Below are 16,035 nucleotides of genomic sequence, written 5' to 3' on the forward strand. Positions count from 1 at the left end.
TACGGTACGCAATGGACTGGCGGCGATTGATATTCCCACCGGTAATCTTTTGTCGTGGGCGCCTGCTTGTGGTGGTGGGGTAAGAACGCTTGTAAAATCGGGCTCTACGCTTTATGTAGGCGGTCTGTTTTCAACCCTGGGTGGCGCTACGCGCAACCGGGTGGGCGCAGTGGATATAACTACGGGGGCACTGAGCGCCTGGAATCCCAATGTAACGGGCAACTCGGTCAATGCCGTTGCCGTCAATGGCAGCAAAATATACCTGGGCGGCTGGTTCACCAATGTGGGTGGTACTGTTCGTAACAATGCAGCCGCAGTAGATGCTACTACAGGGGCACTGGATGCAGCCTGGAATCCCAATGCCAATAACGAGATCAATGCGATCGTGGTGGATGGCAGCCAGGTAATATTGGGGGCAAGCAAACCACTATCAATGGCACCACCCGGGCCTTCCTTTCTGCAGTAAATGCTACCAACGCCAGTCTTAATTCTTTTGCGCCTAGTGTAACCAGCATGGTCAATTGCCTGTTGAAAGATGGCAATACGCTCTATGTAGGTGGTTATTTTCCTTTCATCAATGGTTTTACACGCCGCTCCCTGGCAGCCTTCAACCTTAGCACCGGTGCGCTCACCAGTTGGGCCCCTGGCACCAATAATTTTGTATGGAGTATGGCCAAGCAAGGCAATACGATCTATATAGGAGGCAATTTTACAACGGTTGGAACGGTGTCCCGCAATCACCTGGCGGCTGTATATACCAATGGCAATGTAGCGTCCTGGAACCCCAATGCAGGGTATACAGGCACTTTACAGCCTACCACCTGGGCGGTAGGCGCCAATGCCAGCTATGTATTTGCCGGAGGAACGCTCAGCAGTTTTGGGGATACTTACCGGCCTTTTTATGCCACGCTGGGACCAGCCTGGTTAATGCCACTTACCTGGCAACAGGTAAGCGCCACGATGCACAATAACCAGGTGCTGGTGAAATGGGGCACTGAACAGGAACAAGGCACCCGTGATTTTATTATTCAACACAGCACTGATGGCAGTCAATGGAACAATATCGGTACTACCACTGCCGCTGGCAATAGCAACAGTCCGCAACAATATAGTTACCTGCATGGGCAGCCCGCTGCCAGCATCAACTATTACCGCATTTTGCAGCGGGACCTGGATGGCAGGAGTACGCAAAGCAAGGTGGTAAGTGTAAGAACAGGGAAGCAGGCAAAGCGTGGAAACTATTGACCGGCCTGGTTACGGACGGGCGCTTACTGGTGCAACAGGCGCAGGCGGGTACAGTTGAGTTGTATAACGCCGACGGAAAACTGTTGTTGAAAAAACAAGTAGCCGCTGGCAAACAGGTCATCGACGTATCGGGATATGCCAAAGGTACGTATGTTGTAAAATTTGAACAGGGTGCAGAAAAATTGGTGATCCGGTAATGCGCAGTATAAGGTCTGCATACGTTCATAGATAAATCCCTGGTTCCCTACCAACAAAAGGCCTTCCATTCAGCTTCGGCAAGATGGGGGCTTTTTTGTTGTCCCATACCCTCCCACTAACGGGTAGCCCGCGCCCGGTGAACAAATACCACTATCAGGGTATTGTACAACCGAAACATTCCATTTACCTTCAATTATCTTCTTTACATCCCTATGGATGCCCATTCCTGCCACAACAGTACCAATTAGTAGCCCAATTAAAGGTTAAGCACCCTAAGAAAAATTAACCTCCAGCAAACATGGCTGGAATCCTTTTTATTGTTTGCCACTCATCTGAAAGCCATGGCTGCCTGCGGGCCAACAAACTTTCTATGCACCAATAAAACAACACCAATATGAAATCGGTAAAGCGATTCTCTGTTAATTTATCGAAATGGCTTTCACCCACCTTACGGGTTATACTATGCATTGGCATTCTGCTGATCACCTTTATCATAACGGCTACGCCGCCACCGCCGGTAGATGTACGGGTGATGAAGATGGGCCTGGGAACAGGCACCATTACTTCTAATCCCGCGGGTATTAATTGTGGTGGCGATTGTACGGAAACGATCACCGGTCCAGCCTCGCTTACGCTGACGGCTACTGCCGATCCGGGATCGGTATTCTCCCACTGGGAAGGTGATGCATCAGGCACAGCTACTACGGTAACGATCACGGCCAGCAGCACCACCTCGGTAAGAGCGGTATTTGACCTTACGACCGCCATCCCTACGCTCACCAATTTTACACCAGCCGGCATTCAGGCCTACCTCACCGCCAATCCCACGGTGAATACACCTGCCCGCTTTGTCAGTGCATTGCCTGCCGAATTCAGGCAGAACTGGATATTGATGAGCCGGTCAGAGAGCCTGCAAACGGGCACGGCCGAATTTCCGCGTTTACTGTTGCCCAATGCCAATGCCCAGATCGTTTTCACCATTGGTTTGGTAACACATGGCTCATACCCCGGCTCTCATCCCATGGCCATTGAAATGATGCAATGGGATGCCACGGAAAAAAAACTTCCGCTTTCATGAGGTCATCCTCGCCAGTATACCAGCCATGGGTACGGTACCGGCCAGAACGCGTTCGATCTCTATTGATGATAGCAAATGCTCTAAATGTCATTCCACCAACAATGTACTTAACCTCAGTACTTTTCCCGGCACTACGGGCATAGTACCCGGCTCGCTTAAATTTAAGAACAAACCCAACTGGGATACGTATGATAGCTGGGGTGGCATGATGCCCTTTAACCGCGACCGCATTTACCAGGGGTCATTGGAAGCGGCTGCTTTCCGGAAACTCTTCAATCCCTGGACCTGGTCTGCTAATGAACCGGTAAGGGCAGTAATGGAACAACTGCAACTACAACCACCCGGCGTACCGGCCGGTGATGCCATCACCCGAACAACGGGTGGCGCCAATGATGGGCATGTAAACTTTGCCTTTGATGGGGTTCGATCGTGCTGACAGAACCAGCACCTGTAGGCAGTGGCGCCTCCATTACCACCAATTATAATTTTACAGGGGTGGCAGGATCGGGTACGGCTACTACGGTAGTAAGGGGCGGTACGTTCCTTACGCTGCACCACTCGGCTACGCCCACCAATGTAGAAGGACGCGGGGTACAGCTCTTTGACCTGCTGGGCGGCGCCGACGGCAACCTCAATCCGCAACGGATAACGGATGAACTGATCAATCACCGCTTTGCCACCGGCAGTGTACCCATCGATATACGGCCGATAGCGCTGGCCATCACCAATAATATGTTGTCTATCAATGCAGGCTCCAATACGGTGCAAAGTGCAGTGGGCGGATCGCCCCTTACAGTTGCTCTCTCGTTCTTCAATTCCAGGAATGGGATGAGTATTAATGAGCTGGTGACGGATACGAGGAACCGCTCGTTTAGCATACCCCGGCGAAAGGCCGATCTGCAAAAAGTTAAATGTGAACCGTACGGATGATATATACCTGGCTGTTGGTGCGCCTGCTGTTGGCATGGCACAACAATACGGCGCGGCTACAGCAGCGGGTACAGACGCCTCACTGGCCAGGGTGCGCCAGGAAGTATTCAGAAGGCCGATTGATGCAGGTGTGGGCGACCGTACGTTTATGGGTGGCATTTATGTAGATCGTGAACTGGAAAGTAATATTGAGAAAATAGCCTTGTACCGTTATTTCCTTGAACCGCTGGGTATGTCGGTCGACAAATGGTCGATGGGTGTACGTGGCCGGTCGAGGTCGTATACGTTTGCCGATGTGTTTACGTCTTATACTACGGTATTTTCGTCGGGCTTAAGTGCCAGTTTAACCAGCAACCCGGTGGGCGGCATTACCAATCCCGGGAATAGTGCGGAGGTGATAGCTGCAGTGAATAGTACTTTAGGTAGTTTACCTGGAGTGAACGATGTGCCCAAGTATACGGATATACAAAGGATCTTTAATAAAAGTTGTATTGAATGCCATGGCGGGTTGGACTATCCGCCTTATGTACGCTTCGGTACCTTCCTCGATGTGTCGGAAGATGAAGCGCCGCCTGCCGGTACCCCTGCCGGTGTAAGTCCGCGCCTGGCCCGGTCTTATGACAAAGCCATCCTTTATACGAATGGCGGACTTACCAGTGGTATATATGAGCGGTTGATCCGCGCCAGTGAGGATTGTAATATTATGAACCGCGAACTGATGCCCTGCGGCGGGCCGGCACTCAGCAAAGCTGATATTGAAACTATTCGCCGGTGGATAGTAGGTGGCCGTCCATCCACGAATGGCGACCCGCATATTAAAACGGTGAATGATATCAACTACGATTTCCAGGCCGCGGGTGAATTTGTGTTATTGCGTGACGAGGGAATGGAAGTACAGGCGCGGCACAAAGCCGTACAAACGGATGCCCCGCTGGGGCCAATGGACACACAGGGCTTACTTCCTGTGTAAGTGTGAACAGCGCCATTGCTATCAGGGCAGGCAAACAACGGATCACTTATCAACCCAACTTAAATGGTGAACCCGATCCATCGGGACTTCAGTTGCGCATTGATGGCAAACCGGTGCGGTTAACTGCTGCGGGTATTCCACTGAATACGGGCGGCCGCATCATTCAAACCAGTGCTGCCGGTGGCATCCAGGTTGAGCCGGGAGGCGGCACGGTATTGATCATTACCCCGGGCTGGTGGGATCATTACAAAGTATGGTACCTTAATATTGATTCGCGCCATGTAAGGGCCACAGATGGGCTGATGGGCCTAATAACTGCGGGCAACTGGCTGCCAGCGCTTCCTGATGGGAAATGGCTGGGCCCCATGCCTAGCAGTTTAACACAACGTTACCACGACCTGTATGAAGTATTTGGCAATGCCTGGCGGGTGCATGATACCACTTCGCTGTTCGATTACGCCCCCGGCACTTCTACCAAAACATTTACGAACCCTTCCTGGCCGGGCGGTGATTCTACTAAAAATTGTATTCCACCGGATGTTCCGGGTGGTATTAAACCACAGCGCCCCATTCCCAAGGCCGAAGCCGAAAAAATATGTGGTGAAATAAAAGATGGTAACCGCAGATCCAATTGTGTATTGGATGTAATGGCAACCGGTGAAACAGGATTTGGCAAAACCTATGTGGAGGCCGATAAGATCAATAACAACGCCATACCCGATGCCCCGGTACTGACTTTCCCCGATGATTTTAAAACAGGGCTGACGATGCCTGTAAAATTTGAATGGACAAAATCTAAAGATGCAGACGGGGACCCCATCACTTACAAACTGGTGGTATGGCCGGTCAATGATGGTCCCAATAACAACAATGCTACCCTGGTAGGCGGCACCCCCGCCTGGTGGAAAAGGCAAACGGGTTGCACCGCATTGGCCGGATTGGCAGGGTTGCTGCTATTCTTCCTTCTTTTCTTCCTGGGTATGCGCAGAAAACCCGGACTGCTGTTATTGGTATTGCTGCTGATCTTACTGGGTGTAGCTGCCACGTATTACTTCTGTGGCCGCGCAAACAAAGGCAGCACCACCGCCACGATGATGCATGAATTTGCCAACCTGGAATCGGGTAAAGCTTATTACTGGAAAGTGATTGCTGATGATGGTAAAGGAGGCAGTTCAGAAAGTGTCATACGCCGTATCGAGATCAAATAAACGGGGCTAAACAAGCTCCCAACCGCCGACGATAAATGCCTGTTCACCGATCAAGGGGTGAACAGGCATTTATCCATGGTAGGTTTGTAGTTGCAAATACCTTCCATGCACATTAACCAACAACATAAGGCTAACAGCTTCTTTCGCCGTGCACCTAAAAGGAAATACTGGCCATCCTGGTGCTTTTATTGGCCTTTGTTTTTTTCCGCAGTGAACGAAAAGAATTAAACACGATCCTGCCACAACTGCACAAGGCCAATACCTGGTGGATAACGGCGGGCCTGGCATTAACCGGCATCTACATCCTGTTTCAATCGGGTATCTATCTAAAAAGTTTTGCTGCTATTGGTCTGCGTTTTTCCTGGATCAATTCCATCCTGCTTTTCCTGAAAAGGAATTTTATCAGTGTGTTCCTGCCTGCCGGCAGCATCAGCGCACTGGCTTATTCCCCCTTCGCAGATCCGCAAGGCCGGTTTTAGCAAAATCCAGGTATACCAGGCCAGCGGCCTCTTTGGTTTTGCCAGTCTGCTCACCGTGGTCGTAGTAGGCTTACCTGTCGTTATCCTGTTGCCCTTTATGGTAAAACAGGTTCAACCAGGTTATATGGTTGGCGGATTGGTGATCATGGTGTTGTTATTGGGTACGCTGGCCCTGGCCATACGTTCCATCGCTCAAAAGGGAAAGCTCTATTTATGGTTAGCAAAAAAGTTTCCCAAGGCGATGCCTCAATTGGACGATCTGTTCTCGGCCCGGGTAGACCTACAACAATATACAGGGGCCATTCTCTTCTCTACGGGTGTAGAAGTATGCGGTATCCTTCACTTGTACCTGGCTATGCTGGCCCTGGGTCTGCCGGCCTCGCTGATGGCGGTAGCAACAGCCTATACGGCGGGTGTATTGATGATGGTAGTATCTCCTTTCCTAAAGGGGCTAGGGGCCGTAGAAATATCGCTGGTATATGTATTACAACAATTTGGGTATCCCTTGCAGCAAGCCCTGGCGGTGATGGTATTGTTCAGGGTATTTGAATTTTGGTTGCCTTTACTGGCTGGCCTGGTAGCTTTTGCGTGGAAGGGACGAAAGCTGTTTTTCCGGGTGGCCCCTGCCCTGCTTACTTTCTCGCTGGGTATTATCAATATCATATCGGTTGTATTGCCACCGGTACATGGCCGCCTGCACCTGTTGCAGGAATACCTGCCCATGCGTACGATGCATGCCTCCAATGTGTTGGTATTGTACATTGGGCTGGGCCTGGTAGTTACGGCTGCCTTCCTGTTGCGCGGCTTACGCAGCGCCTGGATCATTGCGTTGGCCCTGTCTTTTCTTTCTCTCGCAGGGCATCTTACCAAAGCCCTCGATTATGAGGAAGCGCTACTGGCGGGTATTACATTGTTTATATTGCTCACCACGGGCAATCAATACCGCGCCCGGAGCAGTTATAAGTGGATCAAGACGGGGGTTCAAACAGCGCTGCTTAGTATATCAGCCGCCTTGTTATTTGGGTTCTTAAGTTTCTATTTTATCGACCAAAAACATTTTGGAGTTGACTTTACCTGGCGGCAATCCCTGCAACATACGTTGAATAGTTTCTTGCTGGTTGAAGACAGTGGCCTGCATCCTTTGACGCGGTTTGGACATGAGTTCATTGTTATCATCCGTGTGGCCGGGTTTCTTACCTGGGCATTTCTCTTATTTACGCTGATCATACCTTATACGAGGCGTCATAAGGTCAATGAAACCTTTCGTCAGCGTGCGCAATTCCTGCTGAATCAATACGGCGGTTCGGCCATGGACTATTTCAAAGTATACAGGGACAAATTGTATTTCTTCTCCGACCTGCAGGAAGCATTTATTGCCTACCGCATAGCTGGTGGGTTTGCGATTGTGCTGGAGGAACCGGTATGTGCTGAAGCCTATAAAGCAGTGGTATTGATGGAGTTTGACCAGCATTGCCGGAAGATGGGTTTGAGGACTGCTTTTTACCGGGTAAACGAAGACAGCATCCCTTATTTCCATGCCATGAAAAAGAAAAAGCTGATGATTGGCCAGGAAGGGATACTGGAACTGGCGAAATTCAACCTGGCAGGCAGGGATAAAAAATCGCTGCGCAATGGCCTGAACAATTTAGAAAAGAAGGGATATGTTGTTACGGTACATGAAGGACCGCAAAGCACAGCATTTGTACAGGCATTGAAATGGGTATCGGACGATTGGCTGCAAACCTTTACCCGCACTGAGCTGGTCTTTGCGCAAGGTATGTTTGATGCGCGGGAGTTAATGCAGCAAGACATCATTACGGTGGCGGATGGAGCCGGCAAGGTCATTGCTTTTCTGAACATCATTCCCGACTATGCAGCGGAAGAATGCACGTATGACCTGATCCGCAAAACCCATGAGGCCCCGCCTGCCGCTGCCGATGCGCTGATACTTGAATTGATCAATTATGCGCGCAGGAAACAGAAATCGTTCATCAACCTGGGCATGGTACCGTTAACAGGTATTAACCAACCCGACAATACGGCCGAGCAATTATTAAAATTGTTTTCGCCCAATGCCAAACGGTTCAGGCAGTATTATGGCCTGCGGGAGTTCAAAGAAAAGTATGCCAGTTTCTGGGAAAATAAATACCTGGTATATGAACATGATTTTGACCTGTTCAGTTTACCTGCTGCACTTAGGAAGGTGATGCGGCCGGTGTTATAAAAATAACTACATCCCGGTCTGTACTGATTAAAAATCATGTAATTTGTATTTCCAAAACCCTGATTGTTATGAAGTTTAACCGGCGAAATTTTATTGGGAATAGTGTTGCAGCAACAACGGCCCTCTTTTTAAACTCAATAGACACCTTCGGATCCGCTACCATGCTCCCGGAAAAGATATCAGCAGGTTTTACCTTAAAGATCATGGCGCCTTTTGGGGGTTCAATGGCGCTGTAACTGATTTTTGTAAGAAGGCAAAACAGGACGGTTATGATGGGGTGGAAATTCTTTGGAATGCTGATCCCACCACGCAAAAGGAATTGTTCAGTGCCTTAAAGAAGTATCAATTAGCCGTAGGTTTTCTTTGCCGGGGAGACGAAGCGCTTCCCGATCCGCATTTTGCCACTTTTAAAAGGTATTGAAGGAAGCAACCGATAATACTTACCAGCCGCCATTATATATCAATGTGCATTCGGGGAAGGACTTTTTACTTACGAAGAGAACAAGCGGTTTATTGATTTTACGGTAGACCATGCAAAGAAAACAGGTGTACCCATTTATCATGAAACCCACAGATCGCGTATGCTGTATTCAGCACCCGCCTCTTTGCATTATCTACAGGGCAACCCGGATCTTCGGCTCACGCTGGACATTTCACACTGGTGTAATGTTAGTGAAAGCTTACTGGAAGATCAGCCAGCCACTGTTGAACTGGCTATATCCCGTACAGATCATGTTCATTCACGGGTTGGTCACGCTCAGGGTCCGCAGGTGAGCGACCCACGTGCCCCGGAGTGGAAATCTGCCGTAGAGGCGCATTTTTCCTGGTGGGATAAGATAGTTGCCTTAAAAAAGGAACAAGGCAAAACGCTCACGATGTTAACGGAATTTGGTCCTCCTACTTATATGCCAACTGTTCCATTTACCAACCAGCCAATTGCCGATCAGTGGGCAATCAATGTGCACATGATGCAGGCGTGGAAAAAAAGATACTTGTAAAAAGACTTTTTGTACCTTAAAACAGTTAGAAGTTTTAAATACCCCCATGGATATATTACAAACATTATACAATGAGTTAATTGGCTTCTTCGGTATTGGCGGTATTATTAAACTGGGGCAATCGGGCGATTATAGCGCTCTTTCTACCTTAGGAGGCATACAATCTTTGATAGGGCCCATCATCCCTTTATTGCTATTACTGGAGATCATACGGGCCCTTTTTACAAACGTTTTAAAATAGAGGATTACCAGATGCCTTTCCTGGTGTTTGTGCTAAATCGATTCATATCGCGGTTTATCTCCATTGCAGCCGTGGCCTTTTGCATCGGGCTACTTGAAAAGTGGGCTATTTTTACCACCACTTTTACCTGGTATTGGCTTATATATGGTTATATTATCTGGGAATTTTCGCATTTCGTGTATCATGCTTTAGCACATAAGGTTCGGCTACTATGGTGCCTGCATTCCACGCATCATGCCCCACAGCAAATGAACCTCTTTGTTAATTTTGCGCATTTCTTTTTAGAAGCGCCTTATGCGGATGTGGTCCGTACTTCGATCTGTATATTGCTGGGGGTTAATCCTGCCTTGTTGTTTTTCATTATGTTCATTGACGGTTTCTGGGGATCTTTTATACATATTGGAGAAAATATACTGAAAGACGCCAGGTTGGGTTTCTTAAACAATATTGTATTGACGCCTTCTCATCACCGGGTTCATCATGCAAAAAACCCATTGTATATGGACACCAATTTTTGCAATCTATTAAATATCTGGGACCGGATCTTCAAGACCTACCAAACAGAAAGAAGGGATATCAAAATTGAATATGGCATTACGCGGGAGATGAAACCCAATAGTTTATGGGATGCTTATTTTGGTGAGTTTATTTGTTTGGGGAAAGATATTGTGGCTGCACCCGGCATAAAAAATAAGCTGTTGTATTTGGTGATGCCACCAGGCTGGAGCCATACCGGAAACCATAAAACAGCCAAAATGGCCAGGCAATCGTTTATCCAGGAAGAACAGCAGTTGAAAGAAAGCCCTGCTGCTGTTGCCTCGGAGACACCTGCATAAAAAATGATAGCATGAAATATTTCCTTTTAGTAGCCAGCTTTTGTTTTTTACCAATGGCCAGGCGCAAACGGAAAAGCTGCCCATTAAGTTATTGAGCAGTAATATACCCGGCAAGCCCATTATATTTTATGCCTCGGGTGATGGTGGCTGGACCAGCTTTTCCAATGCGCTGCTGCAATCCTTTAACAAAGCCGGTTATCCTGTGATCGGCTTGAACTCCAAAGATTATTTCTGGAAGAAAAACACCGGCGCAAACGGCAGCGGATGTAGGTGCTTTATTAAACAAATACCTGGCTGAATGGAATCGTGATTCATTGATACTGGCCGGTTATTCTTTTGGCGCTGATGTGACACCTTTTATACAGAACTACCTGGATAAAAACATTGCCGCTAAAACGAGCCATATTGTATTGATGCTGCCTTACAAATCAACCGACTTTGAGGTACACCTTACGGAGATGCTGGGCATTTCAAGAAAAGAGGCTTACAGTGTGCCCGATGAGATCAATAAAATAGTCAGACCTATCTTGTTTGTATTGGGCACTGAAAGGAACCAGTTTCCCCTCCAAAGCCTGTCCATCCACAACTACAACACCATCACGATTGAAGGAGGGCACCATTTTGATGACAATGGCAGTAAAGTGGCCCAACAGGTATTGGCCTGGATAAAATAGGCCATTTGGCTAAAAGGCCATCCAAACAGTCGCAATTCCCCCTCTGCAGGTGCCAGCCAGGCTCCAACTTTGCAATACAACCAGATCAGGGTGAGCCGCTCCTGGAGAGAGCGACCCACCCGACAGCCGCCCTGGGCAGGATTCTGTAGACTACTGTCAGATCTGTAGCCGGAGGCTACGAAATGGTCTCACTCGCCAGAGGCGAGCGAGTGTTGAGTGTTGACAGAGGTGAGCGAGTGTTGAGGCAAGCATGTGTTGAGGAGGCGAGCGGGTGTTGAAGGCACGGGCAGATCATCAATAAGCCAAGTAGGACGCTATGCTGAAGTAAACGACATTGATTTATCATTCACAATTAAATAAGTAGCTATGATCATTGTTCAAGAAACTTTTGTTTGCAAACCGGGGAATGCCTCAAACTGGCCAAATTATTCAAAGAAGTAATGGCCGATAGCACGGAGCTGGTCAATATCCTGTCTGACCTTACCGGTCAATACAACCGGGTTATCATTGTAAGTCAGTATAAAGACATGGCCGATTTTGAAGGCAGTTGGAAAAGGATGGAAGCTGATCCCGAGAAAATGAAAAAGATGGGAGAGAAAATGGCCGGGTATACGGATCTGTATCTTACGGGTTCAAGAGAGATCTTCAGGGTTTGGTAATGGGGAGCAAGTTGCTTGATACGTTGGAAGGTTGAAAGTTAACGAGTTGATAAGTTGACAGGGTAATGAGGATTGTACTTCTTACCCTTTCAACTTATCAACTTTTCCGCTTTTCAAGCTACTCTTTAATCAAATACTCATACAAACAATTGACAAAGGGTTTCAATCCGCCGGGTTCGGTAGAATAATAGCCGTTGGTAATGACCACGATGCCCCATTTCTCTTTGGGTTCAAAGAACATGGAACTGTATAAACCATAAGCCGAACCGGTATGCCCTTTAAGTGTTTTGCCATTGATCAGGTTATCTGTGGTCGTGATGGCCAGCCCATATCCTTCTTCTTTTGATCGTGGTGTTTGCATCAGCCGCGCATTTTTCCGGCTGATGATCCTTTTGCCATTCAGTTTACCCAGGTTCATGTGCATCATCATATACCTGGCCAGGTGGGTAGCGCTGATCTTCATACCGCCGGTTGGTGAAAATACAGGGGTACTGTATCCCCTGGTATAGTTGGCGATCTCTTCGCTGCGGGGGCATAAGCGCCGGGCGAAGGGATGAATTTATCAGAGTCGGCTTTGTATTCATAAATAGTGGCAAAGCGTGATCTATCCAAGGAATCCACGCAATAACCACCATACAAACCCAGGGGATCGAGGATATGGTGTTTTACATACTGATCAAATCGTTCGCCCGAATACTTTTCCAGGATAGCTCCTGCCAGGTTAAAGTTGAGGTTGCAATACATATATCCGCTATCCGGGGCATATTGGTTGTAACATTTGGCCCAATTGGGATTTTTACCGGGATTGATGGCATCGAGGGTAAAATAACCCTGGCTATCATTGATGGAAGAACGGTGTGAAAGGATCATCCTGAGGGTGATCCTGGTATCGGGATAACGGGGGTTCCTCACCTGGAAACCTACCAGGTCGCTAACATCATCATGCAGTGATAGTTTCCCGGCTTTTACCAATTGCAGGAGGGAGGTAGCTGTAAAAGATTTTGAAATAGAGGCAATGCGAAACAAGCTGCTATCGGTGAGTGGGGTATTTGTTTCAAGGTCCTTATATCCGAAGGAATGGGTATAAATAAGCTGATTGTTTTTAACAACAGCTACGGACAAGCCTACCACTTTTGATTGCTTCATCCATTCCGCTATGCAGTTTTCTGCTGCAGCAGACTGCGCATGGCTTTGCTGAAAACACAAACCTGCAAAAAGAAAGAACAGGGGAAGATAAATAGCAGCCAGGCGGTTCATGGGGCGACTGATTTTGATGAAACCGGAAGCTATTAAAACTTAGTAGCATGGCCAATTAAAAGTAAGTGGCACCAGGAATGAAATTCAATAACCAGGCTAATGCTGCCAATCATTCTTTCAGCCATTTGTTTTTATGGGCAAGGGATATTACCTGCGCCCGGGAGTTGACATGTAGTTTGTCGTAAATATTGGCAATATGTTTTCTTACGGTGAGTACGCTTACCTGCAGGGCGGCGGCAATCCGTTTAGCATCCCAACCGCTTACCATGTGTTGGAGTATCTCTTGCTCCCTATCTGTGATATTGACGGGGATGGTTTGTGCAGGGGCGGTGGCTAATTCGGGGGCGGTGGTGCGGCTCAATAACTGCAATGCTTTGCGGGCAATGGCCGGGCTCATGGGCGCACCGCCTGTTTGCAGCACCTCTACTACTGCACCTTCCAGGATGGCCGCCGGTTCATGTTTCAATATATAACCGGAAGCGCCGGCCCTGATGGCCTCAAATATTTTGGCATCATCATCAAATACGGTAAGCACAATAAACTGTATCTGCGGATACAAGGTTTTTGCGATACGGATCGTTTCAATACCATCCAATTCGGGCATTTCAAGGTCCATGAACAGTACTTCGGGCAGTCCCGTATGGGGCAAGCCTTTCAATTGTTCCAGGCATTCATTGCCATTGTAGGCTACAAATACCAATTCCATTTGGCCCGACACTTTCAATTTCTGCATGAAGGTGTTACGATTTACAGCATTGTCTTCCGCCAGCGCGATCCTGAATTTCATAACTTCAATTTTTAGCAGGCATAGGTTGAATAATAACCCTGGTTCCCGATGGATCAACAGTTTCCCAGCTAATATCCCAACCGGCCAGGGCGGCCCTTGCCCGCATGTTTTTTAATCCATTACCCCCTCCCTGCCTGATTAATTTCGTTCATCATTCCTTTTCCATTATCAGCCACACTTACCCGCCAGTTCGTATTACCTGTTACCTCAATCCATACCTGGTTGCCCCCACTGTGCTTTACAGCATTGGTAATGGCTTCCTGGATCACCTGAAAAAGATGGAATGCCTGGGTGGGCGGCAGGGCCCTATCCAGTTCTATATGCTCTATCACTTCCATATCGATACCACTATGGCTTTTCCTGATCCTGTTCAGCAGCACCTTGATCCGGTCGCTGATGGCCGTGAGGGTAAGGGTATCTTTATTCAAGGCCCAGATGGTATCGCTCAATTGGGCGACCATGGTTTGTGAATTATTATTCAATTCTTCCAGGGCTGTTTTATTCTCTTCGCTGATGCCATTCGTTTGTATAATATCCAGGTTGGAAGCAATGGAAGCCGCATAAGCGCCCAGGTTATCGTGCAGATCGGCCGCTATGCGTTTGCGCTCATTTTCTTCGGCATCAGCCACAGCCTTCACCGCCAGGGTCTTCTCTTTGTCTATAGCCTGCTGCATTTTTTGCCGCTGTTTTTTCCGGTAATCCCTGAAAAACATGAAGGCCATTAAAAGCACGAGGCCTCCAATACTTACTGCCAACAATAAGCTGTTATTCGTTTGAGCAATGGTTAGTTGCTGTTAAATGATGGTATTCTCTTTCTTCTGTACCTCATATTTTGTTTGCATCTCTGCAATGGCCTGTTCGGCCTGTACATCCGACAAAGAGTCCTTGGCCCGGATGATCTGCTCCAGTGTTTGTTCGTACGCCGCATTGTTTCCTTTGATCTTATAACATTTGGCCAGCAAATCATAATAGCCAATGCGCATACTTAGCGTATTGGCAAAGGTTTGTTCGGGTCCGGCCCTGGCGGCATGCAGTTGCCCCCTTTGCAATTTCTTATGGCAGTAATCAATGGCCTTATCTATTTGTTGGGTGGTGATGTAGAAATTAATGAGTGCTAAATGATCATCGATCCAAACAGCCCCATCGCGCATTTTATCCCTAACCTGGATCATTTCCTGCAAAGCAGCTTCAGCCTTGTTGACGGCATTGGTTTTCAGAAAAATAGTTGACTGTCTTTGCAAGGCCATGGCGAGTACATGCAGGTTTTGCCCCTGCCGCAACAATTGTATACCCTGTTCACCATAATAAACGGCCGTATCCAGTTCATTATTCAATAAATACCCCTGTGCCAGGTTAACATAGACAGATGCGCGCACCATATTGAACCGGGGCTCATTCGTCAGGTTCACTAGTGCCCGCCTGAACCATTGCAATGCTTCTGTTGGCAATTCCCGGGCAAGGGCAATAGAACCAATGGTGTTCATATTCGTGCTTATCACCAGGGTATCCTTGTACTTTTCGGCCTCTCCCACGATCTTATAAAGTACAGCCAAAGCTTCGGCATATTTGCTATGACTTCCATAATACAGTGCCTGCTGCCGGGCCGCCTTAAAATAAATATCTCTTTCCCCCGGCTCCCCTGGTTTGTGTGCTGCCAATACGGGGCTAATGGTGGCAATGGCACTATCTACCCAACCCCAGCGCAGATAATCATTGGCCACTGCGATGGTTGCCAGCGCTATCGCTTTCTTATCGCCGGTTTTGGCGGCCAGGTCCCTGGCCTTATAGGCATAATGATCAAGCGTATCACGATCCAGGCTTTGGTATTCTTCGCACAAATTAAGGATGGCCGTTAATTTATCCTTTTCAGTACCGGCATGATAAATAGTTTGCAGTAAACTGTCTATCATGCCGGTTTGAGCAACTGAATTTGTTGCGGGCAACAGGAAGAACAACAGGATTGTTGTAATACGAGGCATGTACACCCTATTATTCCTCAAACTTACCGGATTCCCCGCTATTGGCTGCATTGCCCTGCTATTATTTGCTGCTGGGTGGGATTATAGCCATTGTTGGCCACATAATAGCCGCCGGTTATGGCCCCTGCCTTTACCACCCTGGTAATCCCGCATAAGTTCTTCAACACTTTGTTTCCGTTGATACTAATGTTGGTAATGGTACCATCCACATTACTTAATCCGTTCAGGTTGGCCAGTTTATCATTCTGTCCCAATGTAATGCCGTATTTCAT

At 48.0% G+C, this 16,035-nt stretch carries 21 protein-coding genes and 1 pseudogene; 16 read left to right on the forward strand and 6 right to left on the reverse strand.

What is annotated here, in order from left to right; genetic code table 11:
• Positions 1 to 49 precede the first annotated feature (49 nt).
• The 16 genes and pseudogenes from RS881_RS33950 (at position 50) to RS881_RS34025 (ending at position 11,740) form a co-directional block, all read left to right on the forward strand.
• The gene (locus RS881_RS33950) at positions 50 to 466 is read left to right on the forward strand and encodes a hypothetical protein (RefSeq protein WP_315814806.1); all 417 of its coding nucleotides are present in this window, start codon (positions 50 to 52) and stop codon (positions 464 to 466) included.
• 47 nt (positions 467 to 513) lie between these two features.
• Entirely contained in the window at positions 514 to 1,245 is a 732-nt protein-coding gene (locus RS881_RS33955) for a hypothetical protein (protein ID WP_315814807.1), read from the forward strand.
• Positions 1,242 to 1,442 carry a T9SS type A sorting domain-containing protein gene (locus tag RS881_RS33960; RefSeq protein WP_315814808.1) on the forward strand — a complete coding sequence of 67 codons (201 nt, stop codon included), beginning with the start codon at positions 1,242 to 1,244 and terminating at the stop codon, positions 1,440 to 1,442. Before RS881_RS33955 ends, RS881_RS33960 begins: the two co-directional genes overlap by 4 nt.
• Before the next feature lie 395 nt (positions 1,443 to 1,837).
• On the forward strand, positions 1,838 to 2,521 hold the full coding sequence (locus tag RS881_RS33965; protein ID WP_315814809.1) for an InlB B-repeat-containing protein: 684 nt from the start codon (positions 1,838 to 1,840) through the stop codon (positions 2,519 to 2,521).
• The gene (locus tag RS881_RS33970) at positions 2,490 to 2,957 is read left to right on the forward strand and encodes a hypothetical protein (protein WP_315814810.1); all 468 of its coding nucleotides are present in this window, start codon (positions 2,490 to 2,492) and stop codon (positions 2,955 to 2,957) included. The genes RS881_RS33965 and RS881_RS33970 overlap by 32 nt, the downstream gene beginning before the upstream one ends.
• Entirely contained in the window at positions 2,951 to 3,451 is a 501-nt protein-coding gene (locus RS881_RS33975) for a hypothetical protein (protein ID WP_315814811.1), read from the forward strand. The genes RS881_RS33970 and RS881_RS33975 overlap by 7 nt, the downstream gene beginning before the upstream one ends.
• Entirely contained in the window at positions 3,435 to 4,421 is a 987-nt protein-coding gene (locus tag RS881_RS33980) for a hypothetical protein (RefSeq protein ID WP_315814812.1), read from the forward strand. The genes RS881_RS33975 and RS881_RS33980 overlap by 17 nt, the downstream gene beginning before the upstream one ends.
• Before the next feature lie 2 nt (positions 4,422 to 4,423).
• Complete coding sequence (locus RS881_RS33985; RefSeq protein WP_315814813.1) at positions 4,424 to 5,629, forward strand: hypothetical protein; 1,206 nt, start codon at positions 4,424 to 4,426, stop codon at positions 5,627 to 5,629.
• A gap of 179 nt (positions 5,630 to 5,808) precedes the next feature.
• Positions 5,809 to 6,108 carry a hypothetical protein gene (locus RS881_RS33990; RefSeq protein WP_315814814.1) on the forward strand — a complete coding sequence of 100 codons (300 nt, stop codon included), beginning with the start codon at positions 5,809 to 5,811 and terminating at the stop codon, positions 6,106 to 6,108.
• Complete coding sequence (locus tag RS881_RS33995; protein WP_315814815.1) at positions 6,035 to 8,332, forward strand: phosphatidylglycerol lysyltransferase domain-containing protein; 2,298 nt, start codon at positions 6,035 to 6,037, stop codon at positions 8,330 to 8,332. The genes RS881_RS33990 and RS881_RS33995 overlap by 74 nt, the downstream gene beginning before the upstream one ends.
• Positions 8,333 to 8,609: 277 nt before the next feature.
• Entirely contained in the window at positions 8,610 to 8,753 is a 144-nt protein-coding gene (locus RS881_RS34000; protein ID WP_315814816.1) for a hypothetical protein, read from the forward strand.
• A gap of 160 nt (positions 8,754 to 8,913) precedes the next feature.
• Positions 8,914 to 9,330, forward strand: a complete 417-nt coding sequence (locus RS881_RS34005) for a hypothetical protein (RefSeq protein ID WP_315814817.1) — start codon at positions 8,914 to 8,916, stop codon at positions 9,328 to 9,330.
• Positions 9,331 to 9,376: 46 nt separating this feature from the next.
• Positions 9,377 to 9,571, forward strand: coding sequence for a hypothetical protein (locus RS881_RS34010; protein WP_315814818.1), 195 nt, complete (start codon positions 9,377 to 9,379; stop codon positions 9,569 to 9,571).
• 11 nt (positions 9,572 to 9,582) lie between these two features.
• Positions 9,583 to 10,407, forward strand: a complete 825-nt coding sequence (locus RS881_RS34015) for a sterol desaturase family protein (RefSeq protein ID WP_315814819.1) — start codon at positions 9,583 to 9,585, stop codon at positions 10,405 to 10,407.
• Between the two features lie 91 nt (positions 10,408 to 10,498).
• Positions 10,499 to 11,081 (forward strand): annotated as a pseudogene (locus tag RS881_RS34020) (alpha/beta fold hydrolase).
• 392 nt (positions 11,082 to 11,473) lie between these two features.
• A complete protein-coding gene (locus RS881_RS34025; protein ID WP_315814820.1) occupies positions 11,474 to 11,740 on the forward strand; it encodes a hypothetical protein in 267 nt (88 codons plus the stop codon).
• 118 nt (positions 11,741 to 11,858) lie between these two features.
• On the opposite strand, the gene RS881_RS34030 is transcribed toward RS881_RS34025, so the two are convergent.
• The 6 genes from RS881_RS34030 to RS881_RS34055 form a co-directional block, all read right to left on the reverse strand.
• The gene (locus RS881_RS34030; RefSeq protein WP_315814821.1) at positions 11,859 to 12,203 is read right to left on the reverse strand and encodes a serine hydrolase; all 345 of its coding nucleotides are present in this window, start codon (positions 12,201 to 12,203) and stop codon (positions 11,859 to 11,861) included.
• Positions 12,200 to 12,997: a serine hydrolase domain-containing protein gene (locus tag RS881_RS34035; protein WP_315814822.1), complete on the reverse strand. Its 798-nt coding sequence runs from the start codon at positions 12,995 to 12,997 to the stop codon at positions 12,200 to 12,202. The genes RS881_RS34030 and RS881_RS34035 overlap by 4 nt, the downstream gene beginning before the upstream one ends.
• A 109-nt stretch (positions 12,998 to 13,106) precedes the next feature.
• Positions 13,107 to 13,784 carry a response regulator gene (locus RS881_RS34040; RefSeq protein ID WP_315814823.1) on the reverse strand — a complete coding sequence of 226 codons (678 nt, stop codon included), beginning with the start codon at positions 13,782 to 13,784 and terminating at the stop codon, positions 13,107 to 13,109.
• 119 nt (positions 13,785 to 13,903) lie between these two features.
• Positions 13,904 to 14,539 (reverse strand): sensor histidine kinase, encoded by a 636-nt coding sequence (locus tag RS881_RS34045; protein ID WP_315814824.1) that lies wholly within the window; start codon positions 14,537 to 14,539, stop codon positions 13,904 to 13,906.
• A 39-nt stretch (positions 14,540 to 14,578) separates the two neighbouring features.
• Positions 14,579 to 15,763 (reverse strand): tetratricopeptide repeat protein, encoded by a 1,185-nt coding sequence (locus tag RS881_RS34050; RefSeq protein WP_315814825.1) that lies wholly within the window; start codon positions 15,761 to 15,763, stop codon positions 14,579 to 14,581.
• A 38-nt stretch (positions 15,764 to 15,801) separates the two neighbouring features.
• Positions 15,802 to 16,035 carry a hypothetical protein gene (locus tag RS881_RS34055; RefSeq protein ID WP_315814826.1) on the reverse strand — a complete coding sequence of 78 codons (234 nt, stop codon included), beginning with the start codon at positions 16,033 to 16,035 and terminating at the stop codon, positions 15,802 to 15,804.

The sequence above is a fragment of the Paraflavitalea speifideaquila genome (assembly GCF_032395985.1).
Taxonomy (GTDB): Bacteria; Bacteroidota; Bacteroidia; order Chitinophagales; family Chitinophagaceae; genus Paraflavitalea; species Paraflavitalea speifideaquila.

What these genes read in the sequence shown, in the direction of transcription:
- RS881_RS34030 (WP_315814821.1), bottom strand. Translation starts at nt 12,203, where the DNA reads ATGAAGATCAGCGCTACCCACCTGGCCAGGTATATGATGATGCACATG.
- RS881_RS33970 (WP_315814810.1), top strand. Translation starts at nt 2,490, where the DNA reads ATGCCACGGAAAAAAAACTTCCGCTTTCATGAGGTCATCCTCGCCAGT.
- RS881_RS33955 (WP_315814807.1), top strand. Translation starts at nt 514, where the DNA reads ATGGTCAATTGCCTGTTGAAAGATGGCAATACGCTCTATGTAGGTGGT.
- RS881_RS34005 (WP_315814817.1), top strand. Translation starts at nt 8,914, where the DNA reads ATGCTGTATTCAGCACCCGCCTCTTTGCATTATCTACAGGGCAACCCG.
- RS881_RS33965 (WP_315814809.1), top strand. Translation starts at nt 1,838, where the DNA reads ATGAAATCGGTAAAGCGATTCTCTGTTAATTTATCGAAATGGCTTTCA.
- RS881_RS34015 (WP_315814819.1), top strand. Translation starts at nt 9,583, where the DNA reads ATGCCTTTCCTGGTGTTTGTGCTAAATCGATTCATATCGCGGTTTATC.
- RS881_RS34035 (WP_315814822.1), bottom strand. Translation starts at nt 12,997, where the DNA reads ATGAACCGCCTGGCTGCTATTTATCTTCCCCTGTTCTTTCTTTTTGCA.
- RS881_RS34050 (WP_315814825.1), bottom strand. Translation starts at nt 15,763, where the DNA reads ATGCCTCGTATTACAACAATCCTGTTGTTCTTCCTGTTGCCCGCAACA.
- RS881_RS34010 (WP_315814818.1), top strand. Translation starts at nt 9,377, where the DNA reads ATGGATATATTACAAACATTATACAATGAGTTAATTGGCTTCTTCGGT.
- RS881_RS34040 (WP_315814823.1), bottom strand. Translation starts at nt 13,784, where the DNA reads ATGAAATTCAGGATCGCGCTGGCGGAAGACAATGCTGTAAATCGTAAC.
- RS881_RS34055 (WP_315814826.1), bottom strand. Translation starts at nt 16,035, where the DNA reads ATGAAATACGGCATTACATTGGGACAGAATGATAAACTGGCCAACCTG.